This window comes from Alkalihalobacillus deserti, from assembly GCF_020734105.1.
Classification (GTDB): Bacteria; Bacillota; Bacilli; order Bacillales; family Bacillaceae_D; genus Halalkalibacter; species Halalkalibacter deserti.
In genome coordinates this window covers 14,446-41,416 of the sequence record NZ_JAJAFR010000006.1, presented here as the reverse complement: position 1 = coordinate 41,416, position 26,971 = coordinate 14,446, and the positions used below count along the sequence as shown (strand labels likewise).

The following is a 26,971-nucleotide window of genomic DNA, read 5'->3' as shown; positions in this document are numbered from 1 at the left end:
AATGTAATCTATTTACAAGATAACTAAATTTATAAGTCGGATGAGTTTAACGGAATGCCAATCGCAACAACCGTTCCTCTGTTCAACTTTGACTGGATGTTTAGCTCGCCCTTGAGCATATTGACTCTTTCTTTCATCCCGATCAAACCAAACGATCCTTCTTTTTTTGTTGATGGTTCAAAGCCTATGCCATCATCTTTAATTATCATTATAACCTTTGTTGGCTTGATTTCAATTTTTACCTGAATTTCTTTTGGTTCCGCATGTTTATAGGCATTTTGTACTGCCTCTTGTACAAGACGGAATAAGGCGATTTCAAACTGCTGAGGCAGCCTCTGATCTTTCCCAAAATGTTGAAAAACGATTGAAACTCCATTATGTTCTTCAAACGTTCTAAGATACTTCACTAAAGTCGGAACTAAGCCAAGATCATCGAGTGCCATCGGTCGTAAATCGTAAATAATTCTTCTTACTTCAGCAAGGGAAGATTTTACCATTTGACGAAGGGAACGAATCTCATTTAAAGCGTCATCAATTCCTTTTTCATGATACATTCGTTCAATTAGCTCAGAACGAAGCATCACGTTTGCCATCATCTGAGCAGGGCCATCATGTATTTCACGAGATAGTCTCCTTCGCTCTTCCTCTTGCGCTTCAATGATTTTCAACCCAAACGCCTGCTTTTCCTTGGCATCTTCTATGACGTCAGTCACTATTTTTAAATCACTAGAAAGAAAGTTATAGACAACTGACATTTGTCCAGCGAGCTGTTCAGCTCTAACGACGGTATCTTTTAAATTAATTAGTCTTCTTTCTATTTGATCACGCTGTTCTCGTAGCTGAAATTCCTCTTGATTTAACACCGCTAATTGTATTTGATAATCATTCGCTTGTTCATAAGCCGCACGAACTTCCTCTTTTGAGAACGTATCAAAAGATTTGCTCACTTCGACCAAGCGACCTCGAGCAAATTTAGCGTACATCTGAGTTCGATCTGACTTTTCGATAACGGAGGCTACTTTATGGCGAACGTTGACCAATTCTTTTTTCAATGCCGCAAGTTCTTGTCGGGATTGCTCTCCAATATGAAAGATTTGTTCTCGACTATCTCCTACCGTTTTTAAAGTCTGATCAATGATTTTGTCCAAAAAGTTCGTATCTGCCAAGCCAGTCACCAGCCTATTCGAAGATGTGCAATCTATTTGCCAAGTGAATTTAATTTCGCTATTCTTATTTTACAACATTCCGTCACAAATAGCGTAAAAATCTTTCTATTCTAGCAATTTAATTGAAGATTCGTTATTCTTCCTCAGAATATATCGTACCATAGCTTTATTACATAAACATGTCTTACATTTGTAAAACTGTGAAAAATGAAGGGGAGTGAGGGGATGACCTTTGCAGCATATGAAACCGTAAAAGGACGTGGAGAACACGAAATCGTCATTCAAAAATCTCGATTTATTGCTTTTTTTGATCGAGTCGAAACAGAGGAAGCCGCACAGGCTTTTATCGAGAAAGTGAAAAAAGAACATTGGAACGCTGCCCACAATTGCTCCGCCTACTTAATTGGAGAACGAGATGAAATCCAAAAAGCAAACGACGACGGCGAGCCAAGCGGCACAGCGGGCGTCCCAATGTTAGAAGTATTAAAAAAGCGCGGTTTAAAGGACACCGTTGTCGTCGTGACTCGCTACTTCGGCGGCATCAAGCTAGGAGCTGGCGGCTTAATTCGCGCTTATGGTGGTGCTGTGAGCGAGGGCCTTAATGCCGTTGGTGTCGTACGGCGCTCACTTATGATCATTGTACATACTGAAATTGATTACCACTGGCTCGGCAAGGTGGAGTACGCATTGCGAGAGTCCTCATATACATTAAAAGGGATCGAGTATTTAGAAATGGTTGATGTTCAAGCCTATGTGGCGGTCGGTGAGGTTGAAGTCTTTGAAAAATGGATGACGAATGTGACGAACGGCCAAGCTGTGTTGAAGCGCGGTGATGAGACTTATTTGGAGGAAGATGTGGAGTAGGAGGATGGTGAAAGTGAATCCGGGAGCTTCATGTTGCATTTCGGCAACTTTGAGCTCTTTTCTGGCAACTTCATGCTGCTTTTCAGCAACTTTGAGCTCTTTTTCAGCAACTCGGCTCTTTTCCGGCAACTTCTGGCCTGATTCCGGCAACTTAGTTCGCTTTTCCAGCAACTTCATGCTGCTTTTCAGCAACTTTGAGCTCTTTTTCAGCAACTCAGCTCTTTTCCGGCAACTTCCGCTCCGATTCCGGCAACTTAGTTCGCTTTTTCAGCAACTTCATGCTACTTTTCAGCAACTTTGAGCTCTTTTCCAGCAACTCAGCTCTTTTCCGGCAACTTCCGCTCCGATTCCGGCAACTTAGTTCGCTTTTCCAGCAACTTCTACTCCGATTCCGGCAACCTTAGTCTACTCACCGCCTCTTCTAAAATGTGAGAGATCATAAACTCGTCCCTTAGTTGCGCCTTCATATTTCCTTCCGATGCTGTTTAGGATTCTTTTAACAAGGTCGTCTGATTCAACTTTGAGGAAGTTTCGCGCTTCACGATTTGTAATACTTGTTCCAATTAACAAAGCATAATCTCTTAAAGCTGCAACATGGGCATCCTTATACTTTACCGAGCACCTAGGGCAATGCCAGGACCCATAGACTCGTGGCAACGGTGAGTATGAACAAGCTGGGCAAATCACGCCTGCTTTGAGCTCCCCAGAAGAGAGTTTATGTTTTGTTAATATAGCTGGATCTAGAGGAGTATGCTGCTTTTGCAGCAACATGATCATTCTTTTTAGGTCTGGAGGAGAAAGTTCTTTTTCAAAGAACTCTTCACTTAAACGGGTCACCTTATCTGGTAAAGCATCTCGATGTATGACGATTTGAGAGAGCAAACTGGGTTCTAAATTAGAGGATATCGAGGTCAGAGGATTGCTTATTAGGACAAACGGACGGACAGGAATATCATGAAAATGATTTCTTACTAACCAACCTTCAAACAAAAATTGTTGGCGTTTCACTTGAAGGATCGGATCAGGTAAAATTTCTCGCACTCCATCTTTTCTTGTTCGAATCAGTTGGTGCAAGTCTTGATCAAAATAAAGCATTCCTGAAATATTTTTTACTTCGATGACTAACAGGAATTTCCTTGTTACAATCACTGTATCCATTTGAAAAAAATGAGGTGCATGGGAAAGTCGTAGACCGTGGAAAATCAAGTGATTCTCTGATGGCAGAAAGCTCAAAGGGTAATCAATTGAATTCTCACCACTTACACCGGCAAGTCTTCTTGCAAGGTCATCCTCAACATCGGACAATCTCGGATGGTTAGTTGGCAATCTTCTGAGAAGTGCTTGTAATTTTTCAATAGCTAAAGTCTTTTCATGTTTTTTAATAATCATCACACCACTCCTTTTAGAAGTTCCCAAAAACGATAAAAAGCCTCCCGATACCAAAAACAGGCATCACGCATGAGGCTGCATCCACTTTTTTATGGTTAGAAAGTAACAGCATGAAATGTTGCTCTTAATAAAAGAAAAGTTTTAATGAAGAATAAAGTTTAATACATCGATTACACAGCTTCATTAATTCTGCACAGTGACTTTTCCAACGCATTTCTTAGGATTGTAATTTCCTCGACCTGTAGTTTACGGTTAAGTCTTTTTTCAGTTTGCGCGATCATTTGACTTAAAGCTGTTTCATATGACATATTTATCACCTCAATTTTTATTATACAACAAAAAATGTATGCCGATGCTAATTTGTTAGAAAATTTACACAACTATTACATTTATATTATATTATTTACACCTGACTTTGCAAACGCTTCCATAAATTAATATTTTCTGTATAAGACTCTTAAATTTAAATCATAATACAATTAAACATGGTTTGATATCCTCCCTTAGTAAACCATAACCATGTTTGCCAGCCCCCACATGATGGAGTGGAGGGCTTTTTTGATTATTTTTAAAAAGGAGTAAATGTTTAAATGTAATGAAATTTTGATAATCTTTTTAATTTAAGTACTTTAAAACGTTTATAATTTAGATTATCATTAGTTTTATGCTTTAATATACGGATAATTTCGAATTTTAGAAAGAGGCTTAATATGTTTAACGATTTAGATGATCGTTCCTTGTTAGAAGCTTATTATGAGGCAGTTAGAAATAATTTAGAGATAGACTTCATCTCTATCTTAAAAGAAGAAATAGATGCAAGAGGTCTTATTAACAAAAATCCCAAACCTGAAGATTTTATTTGGTCGACTTAAGTGATGATTCTCTTTTTACTTTTCTCTTTTTGATCAACCAATTATTGAAAAACTTCAACTTTTTGTTAGAAAGTCTTCTACTTAATTTCACCTCAAAATAATTCTAGTTTTCTCGCCCCCTTGAAAAGAATCTAATATGATTCCGATGTTATTAAAGATTTTCATTAAATTCCCACATGATAAACATACAGCATCTTTCAGTTGAGCTTGGCTTAAGCTTCCTACTTTATCACTATCCTTCTAAATCTTAACCAATTAAATCAGAAAGGATGAATGAATTTGGAACAAACATTCCATCTTAAAACAGATACACGAGACCAAATGATTGATATTACTGCAACAATTGAAGATTGGCTTCAACAAAATAACATTGATAATGGGATTGTAGTCGTATCCTCTCTCCACACTACTGCGGGTATTACGGTTAATGAAAACGCAGATCCTGACGTAAAAACCGACTTTCTCAGACGTTTGGATGAAGTCTATCCTTGGGAGCATCCGAGAGACCTTCATATGGAAGGCAATACAGCTGCGCACTTGAAAACGAGCACAGTTGGCCATGCACAAACGCTGATTATTTCAAACGGTCGCCTAGTGCTTGGCACATGGCAAGGGGTTTACTTTTGTGAATTCGATGGACCACGAAGCCGAAAATTTACTGTCAAAGTCATAACCGGATAGAGGGTGAGGGGATAACACTCTCCACGCACACCATCTTATAATTAATACTTAACTGATTTTAGTTCTAGTAGATTAGTCTTTGAAAAAGAGGATAAACGGGATTCCCCCTTTTATCCTCTTTTAATTTAAAGAACGTCTTTCTTCCATAATATTAACCACCTACCATTAATCTTCTTATTTACTAATCTTATTTTTTTCGATAAAATAGAGCATAATGTTGAAAAATGTCTAAAGCTTGTCCTATTATAAAAAGTAACTATAAATACTATCAGTTAAAGTGAGGTTTGATAATGGCTCAATCTAGAGTTAAACGAAGAAAAAGAAGAGGGAAAAAGGGTATACTACGAATGTTCTTATTACTCGGCTTCATTACTCTCCTCGCATTTGGCGGAGGAGCCGGTTATTTAATTTATAAAATTTCTAATGTAACGGCAAATACACAACTTGAGCTAGAGCGCGGTGATAAATCAGAAAAACGTGAAATTGCTGTTAGTCCAAGTAAAGATAACATCTCTATTATGTTCCTAGGTGTCGATTCAAGAGATAGTGACCTTAGAGGTCGTACAGATGCGATGCTCCTTGCAACGTTTAATCGTACAGATTCAAGCATTAAGATCTTAAGTATCCCACGAGACTCACGGGTCGATATTCCAGGAAGACAAAATCCTGATAAAATTAATCATGCACATGCTTTTGGTGGCTTGGATTTGACGATCGAGACAGTAGAAGAATTTCTAAATATACCGGTTGATTATTATGTAACACTAAACTTTGAAGCCTTTATGGAAATCATTGATTCATTTGGAGGAGTCGATGTCGAAGTACCTTTTACGTTCTCTGAACAAAATAGTGCTGGAGTTCATAACACGATCACGATTAATGAAGGATTACAAACACTTGATGGTGAAGAAGCTTTAGCTTATGTAAGAATGCGTAAGAAGGATCCACTTGGAGATATTGGCCGAGGAATGAGACAGCAGCAAGTTATACAAGCTCTTATCGAAAAAGGTTCATCTTTTTCCTCTATATCTAAATATGGAGATGTACTAGAGAGTATAGAAGAATATATGTTCACAAATATATCTTTTGGAAATATGGTTGCTCTTCATTCTTATGCTTCTTCACTTAATAAGATAGAGACCATTAATTTAAAAGGAAGTAACTCTACAATAGGTGGAGCTTACTATTACCAAATAAGCGAGGAATCGAGAGAAGAAATCTCAACTACATTGAGGGAACATTTAGGTTTAGAATAATGTTTTACTAAGATGATTTAACCTAGTCTGATTGCTAGTTAAATCATCTTTTTTTGTTATTTAACTAACAGGCATCAATATTCCCATAATTGTTTCATTCTCTACTAATCTATGGTTTGATATAATATCATATAGATCTACAAAAATGGAGGTTTTTATACATGATTTTTACAAAGCGTTTCATTATTACATTGTCGGTTTTAAGTGTGTTATTTTTTGTTGCCCTTTCAGTACCAACAAAGTCTGATGCTTCTAGTAACGTCGTCTTAGCAAGCGTTGAATGGGTGCAGTCCCAGTTAAATCCAGTAAAAGATAAAGTAAACCAGCTAGAATCTACTATTAAGAAACAACAAGACGAAATTAATTCTCTTCGTCAAGCATTAGAATCAGGAAACCCTGTTACTCCAGCTCCTTCATTACCTAGTCAAGTTTTTGTTAACAAACCAAGTGCTACCATCCATTCTGGTGCAACCCGTAATTATAGAGTTGTAGCTACAAGAGTTCAAGGGGATTCACTCAATGTTATAGATACACATACGTCAAGTTCAAACGATACTTGGTATCGAGTTAATGTTAGCTCAAACTTAAATGGTTGGATTCACAGTGGAGATGTCTCATTAAGTCAAGTAACCGTTCCAACTCAAGCTGTAACAACCACAAATACTGTCGTAAGAAGAGGAGCTACAACGGATTATGCTTCTGTTGAGTCCGTTTCAAGAGGAACAACGCTTAAATACATTGGTAGTTTCACAAATAACAACGGTGAGCTTTGGTATAATGTAGAAACATCCCGCGGAAATAGAGGCTGGGTTATTTCTACACACGCAGAGGTACGTTAGTAATGAAGAAAAAATTACTTTCATTTCTTTTCATTATGATATCAATGATCCTTTGGGACCCGGTAAGTACGGCTGCACAAACTCTATCAGCAGCTACTTATAATAAACCTGTATCTGTTTCAATCGTAAGTGGTCCAACCATTACCTTTAGTATAGAAGGAATCTACGAATTACGAAATAAATCTACAAATGAAAGAACTTATTTAAATCCAGGGATCTCCTTAACTAGCACTCGTAATGGCCAAAATGTCGTGCTCAGTAGTCATGGACAATCCTATACATCAGTAAATGGATTTACATTACAGGAAGTCGTAGGACCAGCAAAGGTAAGTACTTTTAGTAGAGAAACCCAAATGCGTAAAGGCGCACAAGCTAATTATGCCGTCGTTACTTCTTTCTATCCAGGAGAAGCTGTAATCTATTTATCTAGTTTCGTAAACGGTCAAGGAGAAACTTGGTTTAACGTTATGGATAGTAAAGGTCAAAAGGGTTGGGTCCCTGCACAAACAACCTTTGCGCCTAAAGATACACCTACCCTTTCTCTTACGTCTGTAAACAGCAATAAATATAGAGGAAGCATGGAAATAAACCCATCATCCTCAACGGTTTCTCTCATTAATCGACTAAATATCGAAAATTACTTAAAAGGTGTTGTAGCAGCAGAAATGCCTGCATCTTGGCACATGGAAGCTTTAAAGGCTCAAGCGATTTCTGCACGAAGTTTCGCCTTGAATTCTATGAGTCTTTCAAACACAACTTCCAGTCAAGTATATAAAGGGTTTACTAGAGAGCACCCCGATACTAATGAAGCTGTTGAAAAGACGAGTGGGAAAATTGTAACTTATAATGGAAAGCCAATTCAAACTTTCTTCTATTCTGCTAGTGGTGGGAGAACAGCCAATATTGGTGATGTATGGAATTCAAACCAAGCAAACTTTCCTTACTTAGTAAGTGTGGATGATCCATTTGAGAACTCAGCAAATAGTAACTGGTCGGAGTCCTTTCCTTCAAAAATGCTATTAAACAGTTTTGGATTTAACTCTTCAGATACTCTTCATGATATTCAATTATCAAAAACGGGTGCCAATGGAGAAGTACGTGCGATTACTCTTATGACGTCTGCAGGAGATAAAACGATTTCGGGGAATGAACTTCAAATTAGACAACTAATTCCTGTCTCTGGCCAAGGTTATACATTCCTACGCTCAAACTGGTTTGATATCGTTTATCCGTTCACGGTAAAAACAGCGAGTGCTGATCAGCAGCAATTTAGTATTACAGGTCAGAGGGTTCAAACTGCTACAACAATAACGACCGTTCCAGATAGTACTGTCCAAGTTCAAACCACAAACGGTACAACTTCTCTTGAAGCTCTACCCACGTCTGTGCAATTAAACGGAAAAGGGTTTGGACATCGAATTGGTATGAGTCAACATGGGGCAAAAGGTTTAGCTGAAAATGGAAGAACAGCAGAACAAATTATCACTCATTACTACCCTGGTACAAAAATTGAAACTTATTAAAGTCTTTTCCCACATAATAGAATTTATTCTTAAACAAAAAAAACGCTCAAAGTGAGCGTTTTTTTGTTTTCTCGTATTCTCTTTTAATTTATAACTTCACTTAAAGAGGTTTTCTGCTACAATTTCCTTTTTAACTTTAAAACCGGCCAGCGCTGACTCGCATCTGAATAAAAGCGGTAGAAAATCAAAATACCTGCTGTTAAAACCGTTGCAGCAATCCATATTGGATTATATAGGAAATCAGCGAAACCTCCAACAATTGTTCGTGGTATATTAATCGTGAAATAAACAAACAAACCAATAAGAATAGGATGCTTTTTTAATCGTAAAAAGATGATATAAAGCCCTTGCAAAAACAAACCAATATAAATGGTACCGGCTACCACACCCAAATAACCAAAGTTTGCATAGGCCTCTGCAATATAAATGGTATTTAACACTCCACCCGTGCCATCCTCAACTCGGTCTGGAAAATAATACTCCAATGTTAAGCGAGCAGAACGGATGTGTTCTAAATCATATAAAGCGAGAAAACTCGAAGGCAAGCTTTTTCCACCTAGATATGGCACATAGTTTCCAAAGAGATCAAGATGTAAAAAAAACGGAGAAATTTGTGCCAAAATAAGTCTTCCTAATGGTCCCGTATTATAGGATAAAAATTGATTTAGCGACGTGACATCTTGAATAAAGACATACATCACAATAAGACCTGTGACACCTCCAAGAGCAAGGACAGTTATTTTTCTTAGATTAAGTTTCACCTGTCCAATATAAATACTTGTCAGGAGCAACATCAGAAAATAAAAGAAAATAGGTGCTTTCGCTAAATCATAGAGACTAATGAGAATAGATGCACCTAGCAATATAATGAACCACAATCTCCATTTTACTTGTTTGGACACTGTTCCATAAACAAAAGCAATTAAAGAGAGGAGGGGCACTAACTGTAAGGCAAATATATTGCGAATGTAAATGTTTCCTCCGAAATCTCTACTAGCCTCAATTCTCATCTGTGCTAATTCATGACTACTGGCACCTGTAACCAAACCTAAAAGGGGGATTTGCCTCAAGTTTAAGTACGTATAGGCAACAGCAAAGACACCGATCGCCGCTAAGATGGAGAATAGAAAAAAAATCATTTTATTGTCTTCGAGTGCCACCTTTTTCTCCAAATAACCAGTAAGTTCTACTTCACTTTCAAACCGAGATAACCCGGAAACAATCACCATGACGGTTGGCATTAATACCATTACTAGCACGATCAACCAAAAGCCTGTATGACGAACACTTTCATCTCGCAACCGGTCAATCATATAATGCTGGTCCACCCCTAGTGCTATGAGAAGTGTTCCGATAAATGATGTGATTAAAAGAGAATAATAAAACGTTATTGATATGACATTCGGTTTAACTAGTGATAAGCTACCAGATGCTTTTTGAAAAAGGACAATAGAAACTATAAGCGCGATACACCAGATTGAAATATAATACATTTCTATGCTCCTTTACCTTACCTTTGCCATTACTTTTGCAAAAAGGCAACGATCTTCTCTGCTGCACGGCCGTCACCAAATAAATCTTTATAATTCGGAGACAATTCTTTGTTTACAGCTTCGACGATTTTCTTAGTGTCTGCTCCAACAAGAATGTTCGCTTCTCCTTCTAATGTTTCAACCCACTCTGTTTCGTCTCGTAACGTAACACATGGAACCTTCATAAAGTAAGCTTCTTTTTGTACGCCACCTGAGTCAGTCATTATTTTTTTAGCGTTTTTTTCTAAGGTTAACATATCTAAATAGCCAACCGGGTCAATAACTTGCAAACCTGGAATTTCAGCTAAATCAATGCCCATTGCAGATAATTTATTTTTCGTTCTTGGATGAATCGGCCAAACCTTCGTTCCCTCTACTTGTTTGAATGATTCAAGAATGGCATGCATACGGTTTTCATCATCGGTATTTTCAGCTCTATGAACCGTAATCAAATAATAAGCACCCTTAGTCAAATCATGCTTTTCTAATAAGGTATTATTTTGATTCAACTTCATGTTATAAAGAACTGCGTCATACATGACATCGCCAACGTTATGGACACCGTTAGTTATATTCTCCTCTTTTAAATTCTTCACTGCTGTATCAGTAGGGCAGAATAAGAAAGCAGAAACATGGTCCGTCAGAATACGATTCACTTCCTCCGGCATTTTTTTATTAAAGCTTCTTAATCCTGCCTCAATATGCAAAACAGGAATATGAAGCTTTGCTGCTGCTAGAGCGCCTGCTAATGTTGAGTTCGTATCCCCATATACAAGCAAGAAATCAGGCTTTTCTTTTAATAAAATTTCTTCTATTTGAATAAGCATTTCCCCGGTTTGTTTCCCGTGACTACTAGACCCAACTCCTAGGTGATAATCGGGCTTGGGGATATGCAATTCTTCGAAAAAAATATCAGACATATTTGCATCATAATGTTGTCCTGTGTGAATAATAATTTCATCATGAGTCTTACGCAATTCTCTTGAAACAGGTGCTGCTTTAATAAATTGCGGTCTTGCACCTAATACTGTTACAACCTTCATTCTAGCCCCTCCATTCAACTTATCTTACATCTCTCCAAATACGAATTACTACTAAACTTAGTATGAAATACAACCAAGGAATAAATACATAAATAAAGGAAAAGTCAGTAAACTCATGGATATACACAATCGCAAGCATGGCAAGAAAGCCATTAAAAAAGATATACGAGAGCTTAAAACCATTAACAGGTACTTTATAAACACGTTGACTTCGATTGTAAATTAATAACGTTGCCGTTAAATAAGAAAGCACGATGGCTAAAGCGGCCCCGAGTAAAGACATAGTTGGAATTAGCAATACGTTTAATAGAAGACTGAGTAAAGCTGCTATTCCAAAGTAGATGGAGATCACACTTGTTTTCTTTTCAATGAATAATCCGACTGAAATAATCAAATAATAGAAGTTCAAGAACGTCCCCGCACTTAATAAGGCTATATATTTTGTTGCCTCGGCATAAATTTCATTTGGAATCATAAACGAAAATACATACGGAATGAGTGTCGCCACTCCAAGCAATCCAATGACTCCAACTAGCATAATCATAATATAGAACTTCGCAAAAAGGTCTTTCGCATCCGGCTTATTTTTTATCGACATGGAATATGGTCTCCAGGCCATTTGTACCCCTGATGTAACTAAGGTAATCACCGTTGCAAATTTCACGGCAACTCCATACACACCCACACTTGATAGTGATTCAAAGTAACTTAAAAAAAAGCGATTGGATGAAGCGATCACCCAAAAAGCAATCGAAGCAGGTACGAGCGGTGCTGCGTATACGAGCATCTCCTTTAATACTACTTTATTGATTCTAAATGTGAAAAATCGTCTTACCTGACTTCCAAGAAATAAAACGATAAGAATGGTTGCAGCGATCCGGCTATATAAAATGGAATCAACTGTTGGCATAAAAAAGCGTAATAGTAAATAAGACAGCAATGCAATTAGTCCCAAACGAACAACCGTAAAAATAACAACCTTACTTACTTTAAAATTGAAACGGAAATAAGTAAGAATTAACGTAACCATTGACTCAAAAAGCAACACGACCATGGCGAAATAAAGTAAATATTTATATTCCGGTCCACCAAGAAGAAGATTGGCAATGATGTCTCCCAAAAACACAGTAAACACAAAAAGGGACGCAGCCACTAGCAAACGGAACATCATGACATTTCTAAAAAAATCTTTTTTCTTCTTCTCATCCTCGGTATCATAATAAAAAAAGGCTAAAGCCGAATCCGTGCCAAAGATGACAACAAATGTAAGCATTGCAAAAAGGGCATCGATATTTTCGAGAGCCCCCATTTCATCCGGACTTAAGTAGGAAGTATAAATAGGTAACATTAAAAAAGCAATAAGCTTCGTACCTACATTCATTAATGCATAAAGGAGGGAATCCCCTCCTAATCGTTTCAACTGACTAATCACTGGTCTAACAACTCACGTTCAGGTACGTCTCTTAACACTTTTGCAGGGAAACCTTTCACCACTGTCTTAGGTGTTGTATTCTTTGTAATGAGAGCTCCAGCTGCGATAAACGTTTCCTCAGCAATCGTAACACCTGGCAAAAGAATCGATGCCCCACCGACACGAGCACCTTTCTTAATCGTCGCCCCTTTAATCTGATCAAATCGCTCTTCCGTTCTTCCCATGAAATTATCATTGGTCGTTGTGACGCAAGGCGCAATAAAGACATGATCTTCTAACGTGGAATAAGCCGTAATATAACTATTGGATTGAATCTTTGTACGTTGTCCAATCTTTACGAAATTTTCCACTACAACATTTTGACCGACTACAACTAAATCAGCAATTTCAACATTCTCTCGAATACTTGCTAAATCAGCGATTAAACAAGAATCTCCAATTTGACTACCTCGATAAACAACGCAATTTGCGCCAAACGTTGTCTCTTTACCAATAGTTAATGGCTTAAGGTCATGATTCATTTTTACTGTACTTGTTTTTGCTGGTTTTGGAGGCTTCCCAAGAACAGCACCATCAGCTATTGTTGTTCCTTCTCCAATAATGGTTCCCTCATAAATCGTCACACGATTCCCCACCATGACATTAGCGGCTATTTTTACATCCTTTTCAATGACAGTAAAGTGCCCCACTTTAACAGTAGAGTCCAACTGAGCAGTAGGATCAATGCTATTCATTTTAGTTCCCCCAATTTATAGCTTGATATACTTATTCGGTTTCTCGATTCCTTTTAGTGTATTACGCGTATCAAAAATGACTTTACTGTGATTAGCAACGAACTGGTAATCTACTGTTGTATGATCAGTTGTAATTAAAACTAAATCAGCATTTTCTAAAATGGCTTGGTCTAAGCCAACAGTCTCAAGGATCTCCCCACCTATTTTGAAACTTGGAACAAAAGAGTCAATAACTGTTATGTTTGCTCCAGCCTTTTTCATTTGAGAAATAATATCAAGTACAGGCGACTCTCTTACATCATCGATATCTCGCTTATAAGCTACGCCTAAAATAACAATGTTAGCTCCATTTAGTGCCTTAGCATCCTCATTCAAAATCTTCATTGAACGATCGACCACAAATTCAGGCATCGCATTATTAATCTCACCAGCTAATTCAATGAGCCTCGTGTGGTAATTATATTCACGTGCTTTCCAAGTTAAATAAAAAGGATCAATCGGGATACAGTGCCCACCAAGACCTGGTCCTGGATAAAAGGCCATGAAGCCATACGGTTTTGTTTTCGCAGCGTCAATTACTTCCCACACATCAATTCCCATTCTCTCACACAAAACTGCCATTTCATTAGCTAAGGCAATGTTAATATGACGGAATGTGTTTTCAAAAATCTTCTCCATTTCTGCAACGGCCGGAGAGGAAACTTCATGAACTTCTCCTTCAAGAACATGGCGGTAAAGAGCTGCAGCAACTTTTGTACATGTTTCTGTTATTCCACCAACAACCTTAGGCGTGTTCTTCGTATTAAAATCTTTATTACCAGGATCGACACGTTCTGGAGAGTACGCAATGAAGATTGTCTCACCTGTTACAAAGCCTCGGTCTTCTAAAGCTGGTTTAACAATTTCTTCAGTCGTTCCTGGATAAGTAGTCGACTCTAGAACGACAAGCATCCCTTCATGGGCATACTTTGCGATTTCTTTAGCAGAGCTCTCAACATAAGACGTATCCGGTTGCTGATAAATGTCTAAAGGAGTCGGTACACAAATAGCGACCGCATCCACTTCTGTAATTCGAGCATAATCTGTTGTTGCTTCAAGTTGACCAGATTTGACAATTTCAGAAAGTTCCTCATTAATAACATCACCGATATAGTTAATTCCATCATTAACTTGTTTCACCCTTGAGTCTTGAACATCAAAACCAATAACCTTGTATCCAGATTTTGCTTTCTCAACCGCTAAAGGAAGACCTACATATCCTAAGCCGACTACCCCAATAACTGCTTCTTTGTTATTTATTTTTTCTAATAATCGTTCAAATACTGCCATACTTAACGTACTCCTTCCTTAACTTCAAACATGTCTAAACGCTGACCTTTTTCAGCTGATTCAAGAATCTTCGTGATCAAACGAACAGGAGCTAAACCATCTTCTCCAGTTACAATAGGATCTCTTCCTTCTTTTACGGCATCTACCATATCCTCAATGATCCATTGGTGACCTGGTTTTCCAAACGGATCAGATTTGATTGTTTCTTTTAATTGCTCCGTTTCTTCATCACTGCCGTTTTCAAAATTCCACGTTTCAATGTGATTAGCCGTAACACCTGAGATGATTGCACTTCCTCTTTCACCAAAGACCGCTAATGATTCTTCTAAATTTTTTGGGTAAATCGTAGTAGCAGCTTCAATAATACCAAGTGCGCCGTTCTCAAATTCAATGACTGCCGATGCTAAGTCTTCCGCCTCAATCGCTCTTAACCTTGTTTTCGCCATTGCTTGCACAGACTTCACAGGTCCCATCATCCAAATAAGTAAGTCTAAGTTGTGAATGGCCTGATTCATTAAAACGCCACCATCAAACTCTTTCGATCCACGCCAGTCAGCTTGGTCATAATACGCTTGATTCCGATTCCAACGAACCGTTGCATTCGCATGGCTTAACGTACCAAATGCCTCATTTTTTACTTTTTCTCTTAGCGCTTGAATAGCTGGTCTAAAACGATTAGGGTGTACAACAGCCAATTTTACCTTATTTTCATTCGTAACTTTAATCATCTCTTCAGCATCCGCTACAGTTAATGCCATCGGCTTTTCAACAATAACATGCTTCTTAAAGGACGCAACAATCTTTGTTAATCTTGCGTGTAATCCAGACGGCACACATATATTGACTACATCAATAGTTGGTTCTTCTGTTAACATCAATTCAAGATCAGAATAGGCTTTATACGTGCCTTCATATTCAGCGAGTCTTTCTTCGTTTGCATCGCAAACAGCTACTAAGTTGGCCTCTTTTATATTAGATATTGCTTCAATGTGTTTTTTAGAAATATGTCCCATTCCAACAATCGCAAAATTAATCATTTGCAGCTTCATCCTTCCGTGCATCAAAGATATACTTCCACAACATTAGAACAATTACAGATAAAACAAAACCAAGTAGAGCTCCTACAAGTAAATTAGACTTCAAATAACTAGGTTCTTTTTTAACTGTTGTTGTGCTCAGAAATTGAGGTTCTTCAAAGAAAGCTAAGTCCGTTTCCATTCGTCGAATTTGTAAGTTGTATTTATACAAGTCGTTAGTTTTTATATACAAAAGCTCTCTATATCTGTTTTCCAGCTCCTGTGTTAGCGTTTCTTTAATCAATGCAGTCTCGTAAAATGGAAGAGATTCCTTAAGTGAGTTAATTATCTTATAAGTAATTTCAATTGAATTCTTAGTAATCGAGTAGCGTTCGTTATATTTGTCCAATAAATCACTTTCAAACGCACCGGCTATTCCATTAAGTCCATTTTCAATAGTAGAAGGATCATCACCTATAAATTTAAAAGAGATCACATTAGTACGTGCTACTGAAATATCAGCTTTGACTCCCTCAGGAATAAATTGTTGATACGATTCATTCGCCTCAATTATAGCATCATCAGAAAATGTTTGATTGTTAACTCCACCAATAAAAACAAAAGCTTCCCCTTCAAATTGTCTTTCTTGTAATAAGCTAAACATCGTTCCAATCACTAATCCAATTATAGGAAGCAGCAGCAATACCCATTTTTTACGGTAGAAAAACTTTAAATACTCATAGAACACATACTGTTTTTTGTCATTTGTCATTTTGCTAAATTCACCATCTTATCGAATTTGCAATAAAAAGGAGTTGCCTCCTTTTTATTCAAAATTATTTAGTATAAAATTGTTTGATCTTTTCAACCACATAGATTTGTTGATCTTCTTTTAACTCTGGGAACATAGGCAATGAAATCACTTCATTTGCAGCCTTATCTGTTTCCGGTAAATCGCCTTCTTTGTATCCATACTCAGTAAATACAGGCTGAACGTGTAACGGTTTAGGGTAATAAACCATTGAGGCAACTCCATGTTCCTGTAAGAAGGTTTGAAGTTCTGATCTGTTGTTTGTTCTAATCGTATATTGATGAAAGACATGATATCGTTTTTCTAACTCTTTAGGCGTAATGACGTTATCGCCTAACTCATTTTGAAGTAACTCTGTATAGACACTTGCTTTCTCTCTTCTCTTTAATGACCAACTATCAAGGTGCTTGAATTTCACATTTAAAACAGCAGCTTGCAATTCATCTAAACGACTGTTATAACCGAGTACGTGATGATAATACTTTGGCTTACTTCCGTGAACACGAAGAACGCGTAATTTTTCAGCTAAATCATCTGAATTGGTAACGATCATTCCACCATCACCATAAGCCCCTAAATTTTTAGTAGGAAAGAAGCTATAGCACGTTGTATCTCCTAATTCGCCCACTTTTTTCCCATCATATGTAGCACCAATTGCTTGAGCAGCATCTTCTATAACAACAAGATTATGCTTGTCAGCGATGGCACGGATTTTATCCATTTCAGCTGCTTGACCATATAAGTGAACTGGGATAATAGCCTTTGTCTTAGATGTAATGACTTCTTCTATCTTATTTGCATCAATATTATATGAAATTGGATCAATATCAACGAATACAGGCTTGGCCTTTAATCTAGCAATCGCTCCAACTGTTGCGAAAAAGGTAAAAGCGGTTGTAATAACCTCATCATTTTCTCCGATTCCAGCTGCATGCAAAGATAGTAACAAGGCATCACTACCGCTTGCAACACCGATTCCATGCTTTACATTACTATAATTAGCAACGTCAGCTTCTAGCTTCTTTACATTATCTCCAAGGATAAATCTTGAAGAAGACATCACATCATCCATCGCTGTGAAGATTTCTTCTTTTAGAGTTTGATACTGTTCTGTTAAATCTAACATTGGTACATTCATTTCACATTCTCCTCTATACATCGGCTTAATACAATATTTACTAATTAACTAAACTAAACAATAATACAAATATAGGGATTTGTCGAAGCAAAAGTCGACAATTTATTCTCAAGCTTATTCTACCATAGCTTACTCAATTGAAAATTAAATATTTATGTGAACGAACAATCAATCCTAGAAAAAAGCCGTTCGCAATTAAAACTGCAAACGGCATATACATTAAGCTTTTAATGCTCTCTTCCTGGGACTCTTCGTTTATTCCCCACTACCCTTCGGAATAAAGAAATCACAGGCTTGTATCGATCGTTTATTAACCCAATCATCTCTGCTATCACTTCAACCATGAGCAAGAGAATAAATAACAAAATGATTGTACCCCAAATGGTCGTTCGAGAGAAAAGTAAGGCACTCGCACTAAAAACAAATCCTAACGAATAAATAACAAGTACTGTGTTTCTATGTGAAAAACCAATTGCTAATAAACGATGATGCAAATGCGACTTATCTGGTGAACTGATTGGTTTCTTATTTACAATTCGACGAATAATGGCATAAGTAGTATCAAAAATTGGAACTCCAAGAATAATGATTGGAACAACAAAACTGAATAACGTTACACTTTTATAAAGTCCTAATAAAGATAAGATAGCAATCCCATATCCTAAAAATAAGGCTCCTGTATCACCCATGAAAATTTTTGCCGGATGAAAGTTGAAAAATAAAAATCCAACCGTACTTCCCATAAAGATAAGGGCTATTAGAAGAATCATTTCTTTGCCAGCCAGACCAGCCATAACAGCAATTGTACCAATAACAATAACCGATACTCCGGCAGCTAAACCATCTAGACCATCTATAAGATTAATCGCATTTGTGATTCCGACAATCCAAAAAATAGTAATCGGAATTGCCCAAACACCAAATTCAACAACCCCAACGGTAGGGATATGAATAAATTCTACAGTTAACCCACTAACAACAACCACACCAGCAGCGGCTAATTGACCTAGCAGTTTAACTTTAGCGGACAATTCATATTTATCGTCTAATATTCCAATTAATATAATAACTAGTCCACCCACTGTTATTCCGGTTATTTGATGATTATGCAAGCCACCAACAAAATAACCAACAACAACACCTATAAAGATCGCTAAACCACCTAATCGTGGCATCACTTTAGCATGGACTTTTCTATGATTAGGTTTATCTGTTGCGCCTATTTTAACAGCTAACTTCATTACAAACGGAGTAACTAGTAACACTGTTATAAATGAAGCAAAAAAAGCAAGAATAGTTTGTGTACTCATATAGTTCCCCTTGTACGCATATTTGAACAAAATCAATCGTATCATATAACTAGATAAAAGCAATGATAATTTATCAAATATCATCATTTTATACATTCTTTTGTAAAATTCCATTCAATTAAAAAAAGGATGAAACCTTTCTTATTTAGCATGCGTTACATAGATGTCAATATGATTGTTTCTTAAAGGTAATTAATTGTAAAGAGAGACCTGAATAAATCAGGTCTCTCGGTTAACATTAATTGCGGATTGTCTCGTATTTCTCCTGGACTGAATCCCTTAAACCTTTTAGGTAAGCTTCCATTTCAGGAAGATCAGGATACGAACCTGGGTGTAAAGCATTCCCTGCTTTTTTTATTTCTACTGAACGTCGTTCTAGACGATTCAATAAAGCAAAGTCATCTTCAATTTGGTTTAGTTCACCACGATCTAATTGAGCATCCATTTCTTTCAACAATTTATAACGTGTCATCTCCCAGATAACCGTTTCTCTAGCAATTTTAGCAGGTAATACAAATTTATCACCAACTAACTGACGCGGTTCTGGACCATATACTCGTCCAATTGCACGTTCTGTGCGTCGAATTTCTGAAGAAAGGGAATCATAGGCTTTTTCCATATCACCGTTGATTACTTCGTTATCAATAAACACTCGTAATTGATTCTGGGCAGTAACAAGTTGGTCGCCTGTTCTCACTCCATCAAAGAATCGTGCTGCTCTTAAAATCAACTCATCTGCTTCGTTAATTTTATTAACTTGGTTAGCACTTAAGTTAAGAGCTTGTGAATGACTTACTGCATCTTTTGCTACATTATAAGATTGTTCAAAAGCACTTGAAATCTGAACTTGATCTATACTAGTTACCATATAATGGTTTTTAAGTGAACGCGCCTGGCGCTCAGCATTAGCTACCATATCTTCAGCTTGTAAAGAACTTCTCGTTGTTTGATCAAGAAACGTACGATTTCCTATGTATCGTTGGCTCCAATATGAATCATTTAATGAACTAACCATAACCCCTCTAGATGAAGAGGCATGAATAAACTGATTATTTCCTATGTAAATCCCTGCGTGCGACGCTCCTGGCTTATAGGTTTGAAAAAATACCAGATCTCCATTTTGGAGATTCTTACGCTCTATAGGGTCACCTGCTGCATAAATAGCTGCTGCTGTTCGCGGTAGTGAAATTCCATTCTTTGAAAAAACATAATTTAAAAAACCTGAACAATCAAAACCTCTTGTTGTAGTTCCGCCATATACATATGGAGTCCCTACTAAACTCTGTGAATCTACTACTATTTTATCTTGTAAAGATTGAGCTTGAACTTGATTTGGTGTCATAATCTCTACTGATACTACACTCATTGTAGCAATCCCAAGTGCTAAGAGCCACGTTCTAAGTTTCCTCATAAGTTAAAATCCCCCTAATACCCGATAGCGCTATCAATTAAACGCCTTTTTTGACTTAAATCGAGTATACTAGATTTTTTCACTTAGAAATATTAACAGTAGATTAAAAAATAAGTAGTTTTGTAACGAGAATGTAATATTACATCCTTTTTTTTACATAATTCTCTGTTTTTTTGTTTATAATTTGACATAACAGCTGTTTTTTCTTACGTCTTCTTTCATATTTCTTCATTATTTTACAACTTCACCTCTCGATAAATTACTAGTTACATTATTAATGGTAAGAACGTGCTAACAAGAAAAATCAAACTTACTTCTTCTTACATGCAAAAAGAACCCCAGAAAGTGAGGTTCTTAATCATCTTCAATTACAAGATATTAATTTTTCGCATAATCTACTTTTCCTCGTTGATCACGAATATAGTCTCGTGTTCCAATCTTCATCAAACCAGGCTCTAAAGAACTAACTCGATACCTCGTTCCTTTAGTTGCTCTGCCAACAGCCTCATTAAGCGGATTTAAAATAGGTACATCCTCTTTAATATCAGCGTACCCGACGAAGTATTCAATCTTCTCATCGTTTACTACGTAATAGCCGCCTCCTACTTGGAATTTCTCCGCATCGTATGAGTATACGCGTACTGCTTCACCTGGTTGTAGCATACGATGTATTTGACCATCCTCTGTATAAAGAGGTGTTTCCTTATGAATTAATGATCGTCCAACAAATATACTGATATTTCCAGGCTCATTGAAGACATAATGACTCCCACCAACATCATAGTAATTTCCTTTTGTACCATATGTGCGATAAAAGTGTCCAGGTTCCAATTGTCCAACTTTAATCAATTGACCATTTTCTTCCTTTAATAAATCAACATTTGTCCGAACAAACAAACGAGCAATTGGATGACGATGTCCAGAAGGCAAAGTCACATTTGGTATCTTAATATCAAAGTCTTGTTCACTTATCGTATAATTTTTTACTTTTTCAAAGTTTGCTTTCATCATATTCGTTTCATTTAAAAAATAGAGATTTCCTTGTGCATCTTGAGATAGTCGATCTGCGTCTTGATTATTTCTCACTATATCCCAAGCTAACGTATCTTTATGAACTCTAAAAAGCATGTGATTTACCGTGCCGTAAATGTTCCCATCTTTCCCAATTCGCAATGTGGCATTTTTAAAGAAACCAGGAGTATGACGAACAATTGGCACAACCTCAGTTCGGTTACTTCGAGGGTTATGGACAATAAGATTACCATCTGCCATGCCCCAAATTCTACCATCATCAGTAACAGTAAGTGCAGTAATCATCCGAATCGAAGATAGTGGCAATTTGATCATTTCAGGTTTCGCATTCGGATTGTTAGCAGGTAAGCTGAACAGAACCGCTGTTGAATTAGCAGGTGCCTGAGTAGAACCTGGTGAAAAAACAGTTGTTCCACCATATACACGATTGTTCTCTTTAGAATAAACCATTGAAATGACACTTTGGTTCTGAATAAAAGGATGACGAACAACCGTTTTTCCCGTTGCTTGATCAAAAATTGCTAATGCGCCGGCTTTTTCACCTGCAATCGGATAGCTTCCAATAAATAATTTATTATAGGAATCCACACCGACCATTGCAACAGGACGTTCTTGCCTATAGGCAGAAAGGTTGATACCTGGCAATTCTTGAAAAGCAAGATTAGGACTTCCACCAATTTGGTTAGCAGGATCAAACTCGAAAATATTTCCTTTCGGATACATTCCTACGTATAATTTTCCATTCAAATGAGTGGCACCTTCCATCTGACCCTGTTGCGAATAATACCTCGTTACATTTTCTTCAGGAGAATAAATGCCTAGATTACCTGAGATAAAACCTGAACTTATAATTTCCCCATTTAAGCCTTCTGTTACATTGTGAATAGCAATAGGTTGTGCAGGTAAATCTAGCCACTCCAACGTTTGTTTTCCTGTTTCTAAATTGTATTGAAAATATAATCCATCGTTACCCAAAATCCCAACTAGTGTATAACCAGGAAACCCCGGTTTATCTAACTGAACAAAATCAAGTGAAACGGCACTTCTTGTACGAATGTTGCTTTCTAATTCCACACTTTTTTGTGTTGCAAGGTCAAAGCGATAAATACTATTTTCACTCGTATAATAGACCGACTTTCCGTCAGGTGATACTTTTGAAACACCACGTGACAACGCAGGAAACTCTCCTAAAAATGCTTGGGTTTCCACGTCAAAAAGAAGCATCTTTCTACTTGTTTGGAGTTTTGCAAAAACAAGACCGCCTTCTACGTTTAAATCATAAACAAACGACTCATTACGATAGTTTTGAGGTAAAATTTCTTTCTTACTTCCAGTGTTTAAATTCCAAGCTATTAATGAAGCGTTAGATCCTACCCCCGCAAAAAGGATTTGATTTTTCTCATCAATGGCTACACTTCTCACCGAGTTTTTACCTTTGACAGCTTGCCCTAAATGTTGAACCCCTGAACTAGGGTTGTATTTGAATACATCTCCACCATAAGACGTCCCGCCAAAAATAGAATTAGTCGAATCATCTACTGCAATATTCCAGATTGTCGTATTTTCACGATCTGTCATTTTGCCATGGTTTACTAAATGTTTTGTATTTGGGTCATAAGCATAAAGGGATTCGTTTGGAGTTGTCCCAACCCATACCGTTTGGTCATCAGCAATATCAACAGCCCAGACACCCTTCGCACCTTCTAATACCTTTTCATCATAAACTTCTCCTGTATTTAAGTTGATGACAACCAAAACAGCGGTCTCACCTTGCATCCCTAAATAAAGCAAAGGTGTTCCATCCTTCGTCATCCCAGATTTACCTCGCATTGGATAAATCGTCCGAACCTGTGGGCCTAGATTCTCAAAGGTATGATTACTTCCACTGAAATTCGATGTACTCACTTTCATTTCATTAAAATCATCACTATCACCAAGAAACTCCCATTCTACAAGCTTTTCCGCAAACGCAGATGAAGTTTGGTAACTTAAAACTAAACATAGAACTAGTATTGAATAAACTATTTTTTTCATTAGATCTCCTATCTATTCCATCTTTTTCACTCTCTCATTATATGTTATAATTTTACAAATTCCTATGATTTTCACTCAACAATCCATGTGTTTTGCTATCTATTATTCTACCCCACTTCTTACAAATAAGAAAAAATAAGCCGGACTTTTTAAGAGGCCGCTGAAAAAGGTACGGTTTTCACCTTTTTTCAGTGGTCTTTAAGCAATGAGCGGAACCGTTGCTTTGTCTTAAGCCTGCTATGAGTGGGTTTCTCATAGCTGGCGCGCAACGTGTGGAGCCATTGCTGCTTCCTCGAATCTGCTAAAAGCGACTTTTTCAGTGGCCTCACTTTTTAAGCTGACTTCTTCTTTCTTATTTGATGAAAATCCATTTTAATGGAGCTTTCTAATTAGCTTCCTTCCATTTCTTTCACATCTTACTTACTATAGCGTATAGGTTGCACCTGTTAAGACCTAGTGGAAAAAATAGGTTTGTAGTGTTAAGATGATTGAATTAAATAATAAAGAAGGTATCAAATGGAGTTTATTAACGATAAAGTACTACTAATCGCTTTATTCATTTTAATCATTCATAGTATTGAAACATTAGCCTATGCGGTTCGCATATCTGGTGCTCGAATGAAATTAATTGCTTCTGCTTTGTCTCTTTTCAATTTAATGGTCCTCGTATCGAGATTATCAAATATGATGCAACAACCTTTTACTGGGAGTTTAATTGACACAGCGCCCGACACACACACATTAGAATTTGTCGAAAGTCAGTTTCGCGTGATTATCGGAGCTTCTACTGTTGGCACGATTATGGGTGTCATCTTACTGCCTACCTTTATTGCACTTTTTTCAAGAGCAATTGTCCATTTATCAGAAACAAAAGGTTCTGTACCTTTATTAGTTAAGAGAGGTTTGACTTGGGCGTATATGAAGAGAGTTATTAAACATTTCCATTTGCCGCGTTGGTCTTACATTGTAAAAGATGTAAGATTCAAAGACATTCCCGTTAAACTCTTTATTATCAATATGGTGATAACAGCCATTTACACGATTGGCGTCCTCGCTGCGTTGTACGCTTCCTTGTTAGTTCCAGAAAGAGCATCAACAGCGATTATGGCCTCGGGACTCATAAATGGAATGGCCACTATTTTACTTGTTATCTTTGTTGATCCTAAAATTTCTGTTTTAGCAGATGATGTTGTAAACAAGAAAGGTAGCTACGCCTCTTTAAAAGCGATTTCCTTGATGATGATTTCTTCGAGGTTATTAGGAACGCTTCTGGCTCAGGTATTGTTTATACCAGGAGCGCACTATGTAGCGTGGTTTACGAAGTTTATTGTGTAAACTGTTACGTGTTTTGATTTTTAAATCAACTTTTCGAATTGTTAGCTGTAAAATAATAAACATAAGAAAACAGAAACCTCCTATAGATGAAATAGGAGGTTTCTACTTTAACCTACTTATTATTAGTGAACTCATGAATAAAAACACTGATTAGTTCTTCATGTAATTAACCCTATTGCTGTCTTCTGTATAATAACCGCTACCTAAATTGAATTTATTGCCTTCAATGTCGTATACACGATAGAGTGCAATACGTTACTCAATTAGGTGTGTTTGATGTAGATGATATTATATTAAATTCATTAGGTGGACTTATAGGTATTTTGGTTTTTAGTTATTTAAAAAGAGAAAAAGGTTATTAAACTAACGGAGTAGCGTTGTTTTTAACAAGGATGCGCCTTTTTTATTTTATTAACGAGCAGAAGATTTCAATAATGGCAGCCTGACATTAGAGTACTGAGCCATAATCCAAACAAGAGGTTTGGGGAATTGATAAGACAGATCCTGCAGTTATAGCCATGTGGATTCTCATTCCGTTAAAAGGTAGAAAAGCTGTTCCAAAATAGTCGAAACCGATTCTGGTTCCGCTAATCATGAAAAATCAATGGAAAATGGGGTTAAAAAAGACGAATAACGGAACGAGGATCCAAAAACATCCCTCACACAAGGAATTTGTGGCAAATAGCGGAATAAGGAACCGCTCCTGTTAGCCAAGCGAATATTAAGCCCACATTTTATGAAAAGAGTCCTCTTTTTACTATATCAAAAGGTTAAAACTAATATTGTTGCTTTCTTCAAATAACGTTCTTCACCAATCAGACGAGAACATTGTAAATGTTCTCGTCTTTTTACTTTTGGAAAAAAATATAAAGAAGTGCATGTTCCAGAGTTGAATCCGTTATTTAATTATTTTATTATCGAATTATAAACTTCATCAACAACTTCTTCATTTTGAATGTCAAATTCCATTCTTAGTTGGTATCTAATTATTTCTTTATTTACCGATCCTTCAACGATTTCAACTATATTCGTTTTTAGCCAATGAGCTATCAAATTAATTTGGTCATCATAATCTAAAATATTCATGCTAAACTCTCCTTAATTTAGAATCCTTTGCTTAGAATCTTCTTAACGTTCATTTATATACTCAAAATAAAATTTCTTGTTGATCTAACGGTGCAAGTTATTAGCTCTTAGTTTTAATAACCTTAAATAATATCCTTTTTATAAGCACATACTATGTTTAAAAAGAAGTATGCGTTTGATAACTATTTACTAAGGGATGAAACATATGCACGTTCTTACTGCCCTTATTAGCATCATTGCTGTGTTTATTTGGGGCGACTGGAATAATTGGAGAAAGTATCATGCAACGTTACTATTTTTGCTCTTGGGAATCTGGTTTATAACTTCTTAACAGCAAATTACTTTTTATGGCGTTTGGATGCAGACTTTATTTCAAATCATACTCTTACTGAAATGCTCTATACATTTATTTTTTACTTTAACAGACAGTATTGAGTACCAATATGGATGGACATTAGGATGGTCGATTGTAGCCCTTTTTATTATGTTCCCTCTATTAAGATTGCATTTTAAACACCCCTTATTAACGTACTTACTTTTTGCACTAGTTTGTATAGGATTTCTTTGGTGGTTTAATGTTCCTGTTCATTTACCAGTTGAAAAAGGAGAATATTATGGAGTGATTGGAGGATCGATTAATGTCTAAAGATAAATTTTCATTATTGCTGTTATGGTTAATCATGGCTGGTGTTCTTTTTAAATGTATCCCACAGAATAAAACTAGACACGGTATTTTGGCGTTTTTCTATATGCAAACTCTTACTTGGTTTTGGGGTTTGGTTGTAACAGAAAAAGGGTTGATAAAATATCCAGTTAGATTTTTCAAACAATCGAACAAATCTAGTTTTTCATTTGAATACTTTATTTTTCCCGCTATGTGTTCCATTTTTAATATTTTTTATCCAAAGGGTAAAAATAAGTTTTTCAAGCTCCTCTATTATATTTTGCATTCTGGAATTATTACAGCTATTGAAGTGATGATGGAAAGATTCACTAACCTTATTGAATATAAAAAGTGGAAATGGTATTGGAGTTTCCTCACTATAGGTATATCTTATTATTCATCAAGATTATTTTATCGATGGTTTTTTAGCTCAGCTAGTCACAGTTTTGAGAACCCTTCTTCAGACAAATAAAA

At 36.7% G+C, this 26,971-nt stretch carries 24 protein-coding genes; 10 read left to right on the top strand and 14 right to left on the bottom strand.

Annotated elements, in window-relative coordinates; translation table 11 throughout:
• Positions 1-29: 29 nt before the first annotated feature.
• Positions 30-1,166 (bottom strand): sensor histidine kinase, encoded by a 1,137-nt coding sequence (locus LDX58_RS12850; protein WP_227937242.1) that lies wholly within the window; start codon positions 1,164-1,166, stop codon positions 30-32.
• A 225-nt stretch (positions 1,167-1,391) separates the two neighbouring features.
• Between LDX58_RS12850 and LDX58_RS12845 the strand changes: the two genes are divergently transcribed.
• Positions 1,392-2,030 (top strand): YigZ family protein, encoded by a 639-nt coding sequence (locus LDX58_RS12845; RefSeq protein WP_227937241.1) that lies wholly within the window; start codon positions 1,392-1,394, stop codon positions 2,028-2,030.
• Positions 2,031-2,435: 405 nt separating this feature from the next.
• Here the strand turns inward: LDX58_RS12845 and LDX58_RS12840 are convergent, their stop codons facing one another.
• Complete coding sequence (locus LDX58_RS12840) at positions 2,436-3,419, bottom strand: nuclease-related domain-containing protein (RefSeq protein WP_227937240.1); 984 nt, start codon at positions 3,417-3,419, stop codon at positions 2,436-2,438.
• Positions 3,420-4,129: 710 nt separating this feature from the next.
• Here LDX58_RS12840 and sda point away from each other — a divergent pair.
• The 5 genes from sda (at position 4,130) to LDX58_RS12815 (ending at position 8,590) form a co-directional block, all read left to right on the top strand.
• Entirely contained in the window at positions 4,130-4,291 is a 162-nt protein-coding gene (gene sda, locus LDX58_RS12835; RefSeq protein ID WP_227937239.1) for a sporulation histidine kinase inhibitor Sda, read from the top strand.
• A 279-nt stretch (positions 4,292-4,570) separates the two neighbouring features.
• Entirely contained in the window at positions 4,571-4,972 is a 402-nt protein-coding gene (locus tag LDX58_RS12830) for a secondary thiamine-phosphate synthase enzyme YjbQ (RefSeq protein WP_227937238.1), read from the top strand.
• Between the two features lie 290 nt (positions 4,973-5,262).
• Positions 5,263-6,228 carry an LCP family glycopolymer transferase gene (locus LDX58_RS12825; RefSeq protein WP_227937237.1) on the top strand — a complete coding sequence of 322 codons (966 nt, stop codon included), beginning with the start codon at positions 5,263-5,265 and terminating at the stop codon, positions 6,226-6,228.
• A gap of 161 nt (positions 6,229-6,389) precedes the next feature.
• Positions 6,390-7,067, top strand: a complete 678-nt coding sequence (locus tag LDX58_RS12820; protein ID WP_227937236.1) for an SH3 domain-containing protein — start codon at positions 6,390-6,392, stop codon at positions 7,065-7,067.
• A gap of 2 nt (positions 7,068-7,069) precedes the next feature.
• The gene (locus tag LDX58_RS12815) at positions 7,070-8,590 is read left to right on the top strand and encodes a SpoIID/LytB domain-containing protein (RefSeq protein WP_227937235.1); all 1,521 of its coding nucleotides are present in this window, start codon (positions 7,070-7,072) and stop codon (positions 8,588-8,590) included.
• Between the two features lie 116 nt (positions 8,591-8,706).
• Here the strand turns inward: LDX58_RS12815 and LDX58_RS12810 are convergent, their stop codons facing one another.
• The 11 genes from LDX58_RS12810 to LDX58_RS12760 all read right to left on the bottom strand — a co-directional run bounded on the left by LDX58_RS12810 (position 8,707) and on the right by LDX58_RS12760 (position 23,412).
• Positions 8,707-10,083: an O-antigen polymerase gene (locus LDX58_RS12810; protein WP_227937234.1), complete on the bottom strand. Its 1,377-nt coding sequence runs from the start codon at positions 10,081-10,083 to the stop codon at positions 8,707-8,709.
• Positions 10,084-10,112: 29 nt separating this feature from the next.
• Positions 10,113-11,165, bottom strand: a complete 1,053-nt coding sequence (gene wecB, locus LDX58_RS12805) for a non-hydrolyzing UDP-N-acetylglucosamine 2-epimerase (RefSeq protein WP_227937233.1) — start codon at positions 11,163-11,165, stop codon at positions 10,113-10,115.
• Between the two features lie 19 nt (positions 11,166-11,184).
• Positions 11,185-12,597, bottom strand: coding sequence for a lipopolysaccharide biosynthesis protein (locus LDX58_RS12800; RefSeq protein WP_227937232.1), 1,413 nt, complete (start codon positions 12,595-12,597; stop codon positions 11,185-11,187).
• Positions 12,594-13,331 carry an N-acetyltransferase gene (locus LDX58_RS12795; protein ID WP_227937231.1) on the bottom strand — a complete coding sequence of 246 codons (738 nt, stop codon included), beginning with the start codon at positions 13,329-13,331 and terminating at the stop codon, positions 12,594-12,596. Before LDX58_RS12795 ends, LDX58_RS12800 begins: the two co-directional genes overlap by 4 nt.
• 15 nt (positions 13,332-13,346) lie before the next feature.
• On the bottom strand, positions 13,347-14,660 hold the full coding sequence (locus LDX58_RS12790) for a nucleotide sugar dehydrogenase (RefSeq protein WP_227937230.1): 1,314 nt from the start codon (positions 14,658-14,660) through the stop codon (positions 13,347-13,349).
• A 2-nt stretch (positions 14,661-14,662) separates the two neighbouring features.
• Positions 14,663-15,697: a Gfo/Idh/MocA family protein gene (locus tag LDX58_RS12785; protein ID WP_227937229.1), complete on the bottom strand. Its 1,035-nt coding sequence runs from the start codon at positions 15,695-15,697 to the stop codon at positions 14,663-14,665.
• Positions 15,690-16,448: a GumC domain-containing protein gene (locus LDX58_RS12780; protein ID WP_227937228.1), complete on the bottom strand. Its 759-nt coding sequence runs from the start codon at positions 16,446-16,448 to the stop codon at positions 15,690-15,692. Before LDX58_RS12780 ends, LDX58_RS12785 begins: the two co-directional genes overlap by 8 nt.
• Positions 16,449-16,512: 64 nt before the next feature.
• Positions 16,513-17,625, bottom strand: a complete 1,113-nt coding sequence (locus LDX58_RS12775; RefSeq protein ID WP_227937227.1) for a DegT/DnrJ/EryC1/StrS family aminotransferase — start codon at positions 17,623-17,625, stop codon at positions 16,513-16,515.
• A gap of 227 nt (positions 17,626-17,852) precedes the next feature.
• Positions 17,853-18,935: a glycosyltransferase family 4 protein gene (locus LDX58_RS12770; protein ID WP_227937226.1), complete on the bottom strand. Its 1,083-nt coding sequence runs from the start codon at positions 18,933-18,935 to the stop codon at positions 17,853-17,855.
• Between the two features lie 238 nt (positions 18,936-19,173).
• On the bottom strand, positions 19,174-20,346 hold the full coding sequence (locus LDX58_RS12765) for an NlpC/P60 family protein (protein ID WP_227937225.1): 1,173 nt from the start codon (positions 20,344-20,346) through the stop codon (positions 19,174-19,176).
• A gap of 378 nt (positions 20,347-20,724) precedes the next feature.
• Entirely contained in the window at positions 20,725-23,412 is a 2,688-nt protein-coding gene (locus LDX58_RS12760) for a ligand-binding sensor domain-containing protein (RefSeq protein ID WP_227937224.1), read from the bottom strand.
• A 516-nt stretch (positions 23,413-23,928) separates the two neighbouring features.
• On the opposite strand from LDX58_RS12760, the gene LDX58_RS12755 reads away from it, so the two are divergent.
• Positions 23,929-24,747 (top strand): lipid II flippase Amj family protein, encoded by an 819-nt coding sequence (locus LDX58_RS12755; protein ID WP_227937223.1) that lies wholly within the window; start codon positions 23,929-23,931, stop codon positions 24,745-24,747.
• Between the two features lie 245 nt (positions 24,748-24,992).
• Complete coding sequence (locus LDX58_RS12750) at positions 24,993-25,109, top strand: VanZ family protein (protein WP_227937222.1); 117 nt, start codon at positions 24,993-24,995, stop codon at positions 25,107-25,109.
• Positions 25,110-25,653: 544 nt separating this feature from the next.
• On the opposite strand, the gene LDX58_RS12745 is transcribed toward LDX58_RS12750, so the two are convergent.
• Positions 25,654-25,833, bottom strand: a complete 180-nt coding sequence (locus tag LDX58_RS12745) for a hypothetical protein (RefSeq protein ID WP_227937221.1) — start codon at positions 25,831-25,833, stop codon at positions 25,654-25,656.
• Positions 25,834-26,191: 358 nt separating this feature from the next.
• Here LDX58_RS12745 and LDX58_RS12740 point away from each other — a divergent pair, with 358 nt between their 5' ends.
• Both LDX58_RS12740 and LDX58_RS12735 read left to right on the top strand, forming a co-directional pair.
• The gene (locus tag LDX58_RS12740; protein ID WP_227937220.1) at positions 26,192-26,479 is read left to right on the top strand and encodes a hypothetical protein; all 288 of its coding nucleotides are present in this window, start codon (positions 26,192-26,194) and stop codon (positions 26,477-26,479) included.
• Positions 26,472-26,969 carry a CBO0543 family protein gene (locus LDX58_RS12735; RefSeq protein ID WP_227937219.1) on the top strand — a complete coding sequence of 166 codons (498 nt, stop codon included), beginning with the start codon at positions 26,472-26,474 and terminating at the stop codon, positions 26,967-26,969. The genes LDX58_RS12740 and LDX58_RS12735 overlap by 8 nt, the downstream gene beginning before the upstream one ends.
• Positions 26,970-26,971: the final 2 nt, after the last annotated feature.

Excerpts from the sequence above, each read along its gene's own strand:
- LDX58_RS12810 (WP_227937234.1), bottom strand. The coding sequence starts at position 10,083 with ATGTATTATATTTCAATCTGGTGTATCGCGCTTATAGTTTCTATTGTC.
- LDX58_RS12770 (WP_227937226.1), bottom strand. The coding sequence starts at position 18,935 with ATGAGTACACAAACTATTCTTGCTTTTTTTGCTTCATTTATAACAGTG.
- LDX58_RS12790 (WP_227937230.1), bottom strand. The coding sequence starts at position 14,660 with ATGGCAGTATTTGAACGATTATTAGAAAAAATAAATAACAAAGAAGCA.
- wecB (WP_227937233.1), bottom strand. The coding sequence starts at position 11,165 with ATGAAGGTTGTAACAGTATTAGGTGCAAGACCGCAATTTATTAAAGCA.
- LDX58_RS12845 (WP_227937241.1), top strand. The coding sequence starts at position 1,392 with ATGACCTTTGCAGCATATGAAACCGTAAAAGGACGTGGAGAACACGAA.
- LDX58_RS12760 (WP_227937224.1), bottom strand. The coding sequence starts at position 23,412 with ATGAAAAAAATAGTTTATTCAATACTAGTTCTATGTTTAGTTTTAAGT.
- LDX58_RS12745 (WP_227937221.1), bottom strand. The coding sequence starts at position 25,833 with ATGAATATTTTAGATTATGATGACCAAATTAATTTGATAGCTCATTGG.
- sda (WP_227937239.1), top strand. The coding sequence starts at position 4,130 with ATGTTTAACGATTTAGATGATCGTTCCTTGTTAGAAGCTTATTATGAG.
- LDX58_RS12775 (WP_227937227.1), bottom strand. The coding sequence starts at position 17,625 with ATGAATGTACCAATGTTAGATTTAACAGAACAGTATCAAACTCTAAAA.
- LDX58_RS12825 (WP_227937237.1), top strand. The coding sequence starts at position 5,263 with ATGGCTCAATCTAGAGTTAAACGAAGAAAAAGAAGAGGGAAAAAGGGT.
- LDX58_RS12815 (WP_227937235.1), top strand. The coding sequence starts at position 7,070 with ATGAAGAAAAAATTACTTTCATTTCTTTTCATTATGATATCAATGATC.
- LDX58_RS12755 (WP_227937223.1), top strand. The coding sequence starts at position 23,929 with ATGGAGTTTATTAACGATAAAGTACTACTAATCGCTTTATTCATTTTA.
- LDX58_RS12795 (WP_227937231.1), bottom strand. The coding sequence starts at position 13,331 with ATGAATAGCATTGATCCTACTGCTCAGTTGGACTCTACTGTTAAAGTG.
- LDX58_RS12785 (WP_227937229.1), bottom strand. The coding sequence starts at position 15,697 with ATGATTAATTTTGCGATTGTTGGAATGGGACATATTTCTAAAAAACAC.
- LDX58_RS12820 (WP_227937236.1), top strand. The coding sequence starts at position 6,390 with ATGATTTTTACAAAGCGTTTCATTATTACATTGTCGGTTTTAAGTGTG.
- LDX58_RS12840 (WP_227937240.1), bottom strand. The coding sequence starts at position 3,419 with ATGATTATTAAAAAACATGAAAAGACTTTAGCTATTGAAAAATTACAA.
- LDX58_RS12740 (WP_227937220.1), top strand. The coding sequence starts at position 26,192 with ATGCAGACTTTATTTCAAATCATACTCTTACTGAAATGCTCTATACAT.
- LDX58_RS12735 (WP_227937219.1), top strand. The coding sequence starts at position 26,472 with ATGTCTAAAGATAAATTTTCATTATTGCTGTTATGGTTAATCATGGCT.
- LDX58_RS12765 (WP_227937225.1), bottom strand. The coding sequence starts at position 20,346 with ATGAGGAAACTTAGAACGTGGCTCTTAGCACTTGGGATTGCTACAATG.
- LDX58_RS12780 (WP_227937228.1), bottom strand. The coding sequence starts at position 16,448 with ATGACAAATGACAAAAAACAGTATGTGTTCTATGAGTATTTAAAGTTT.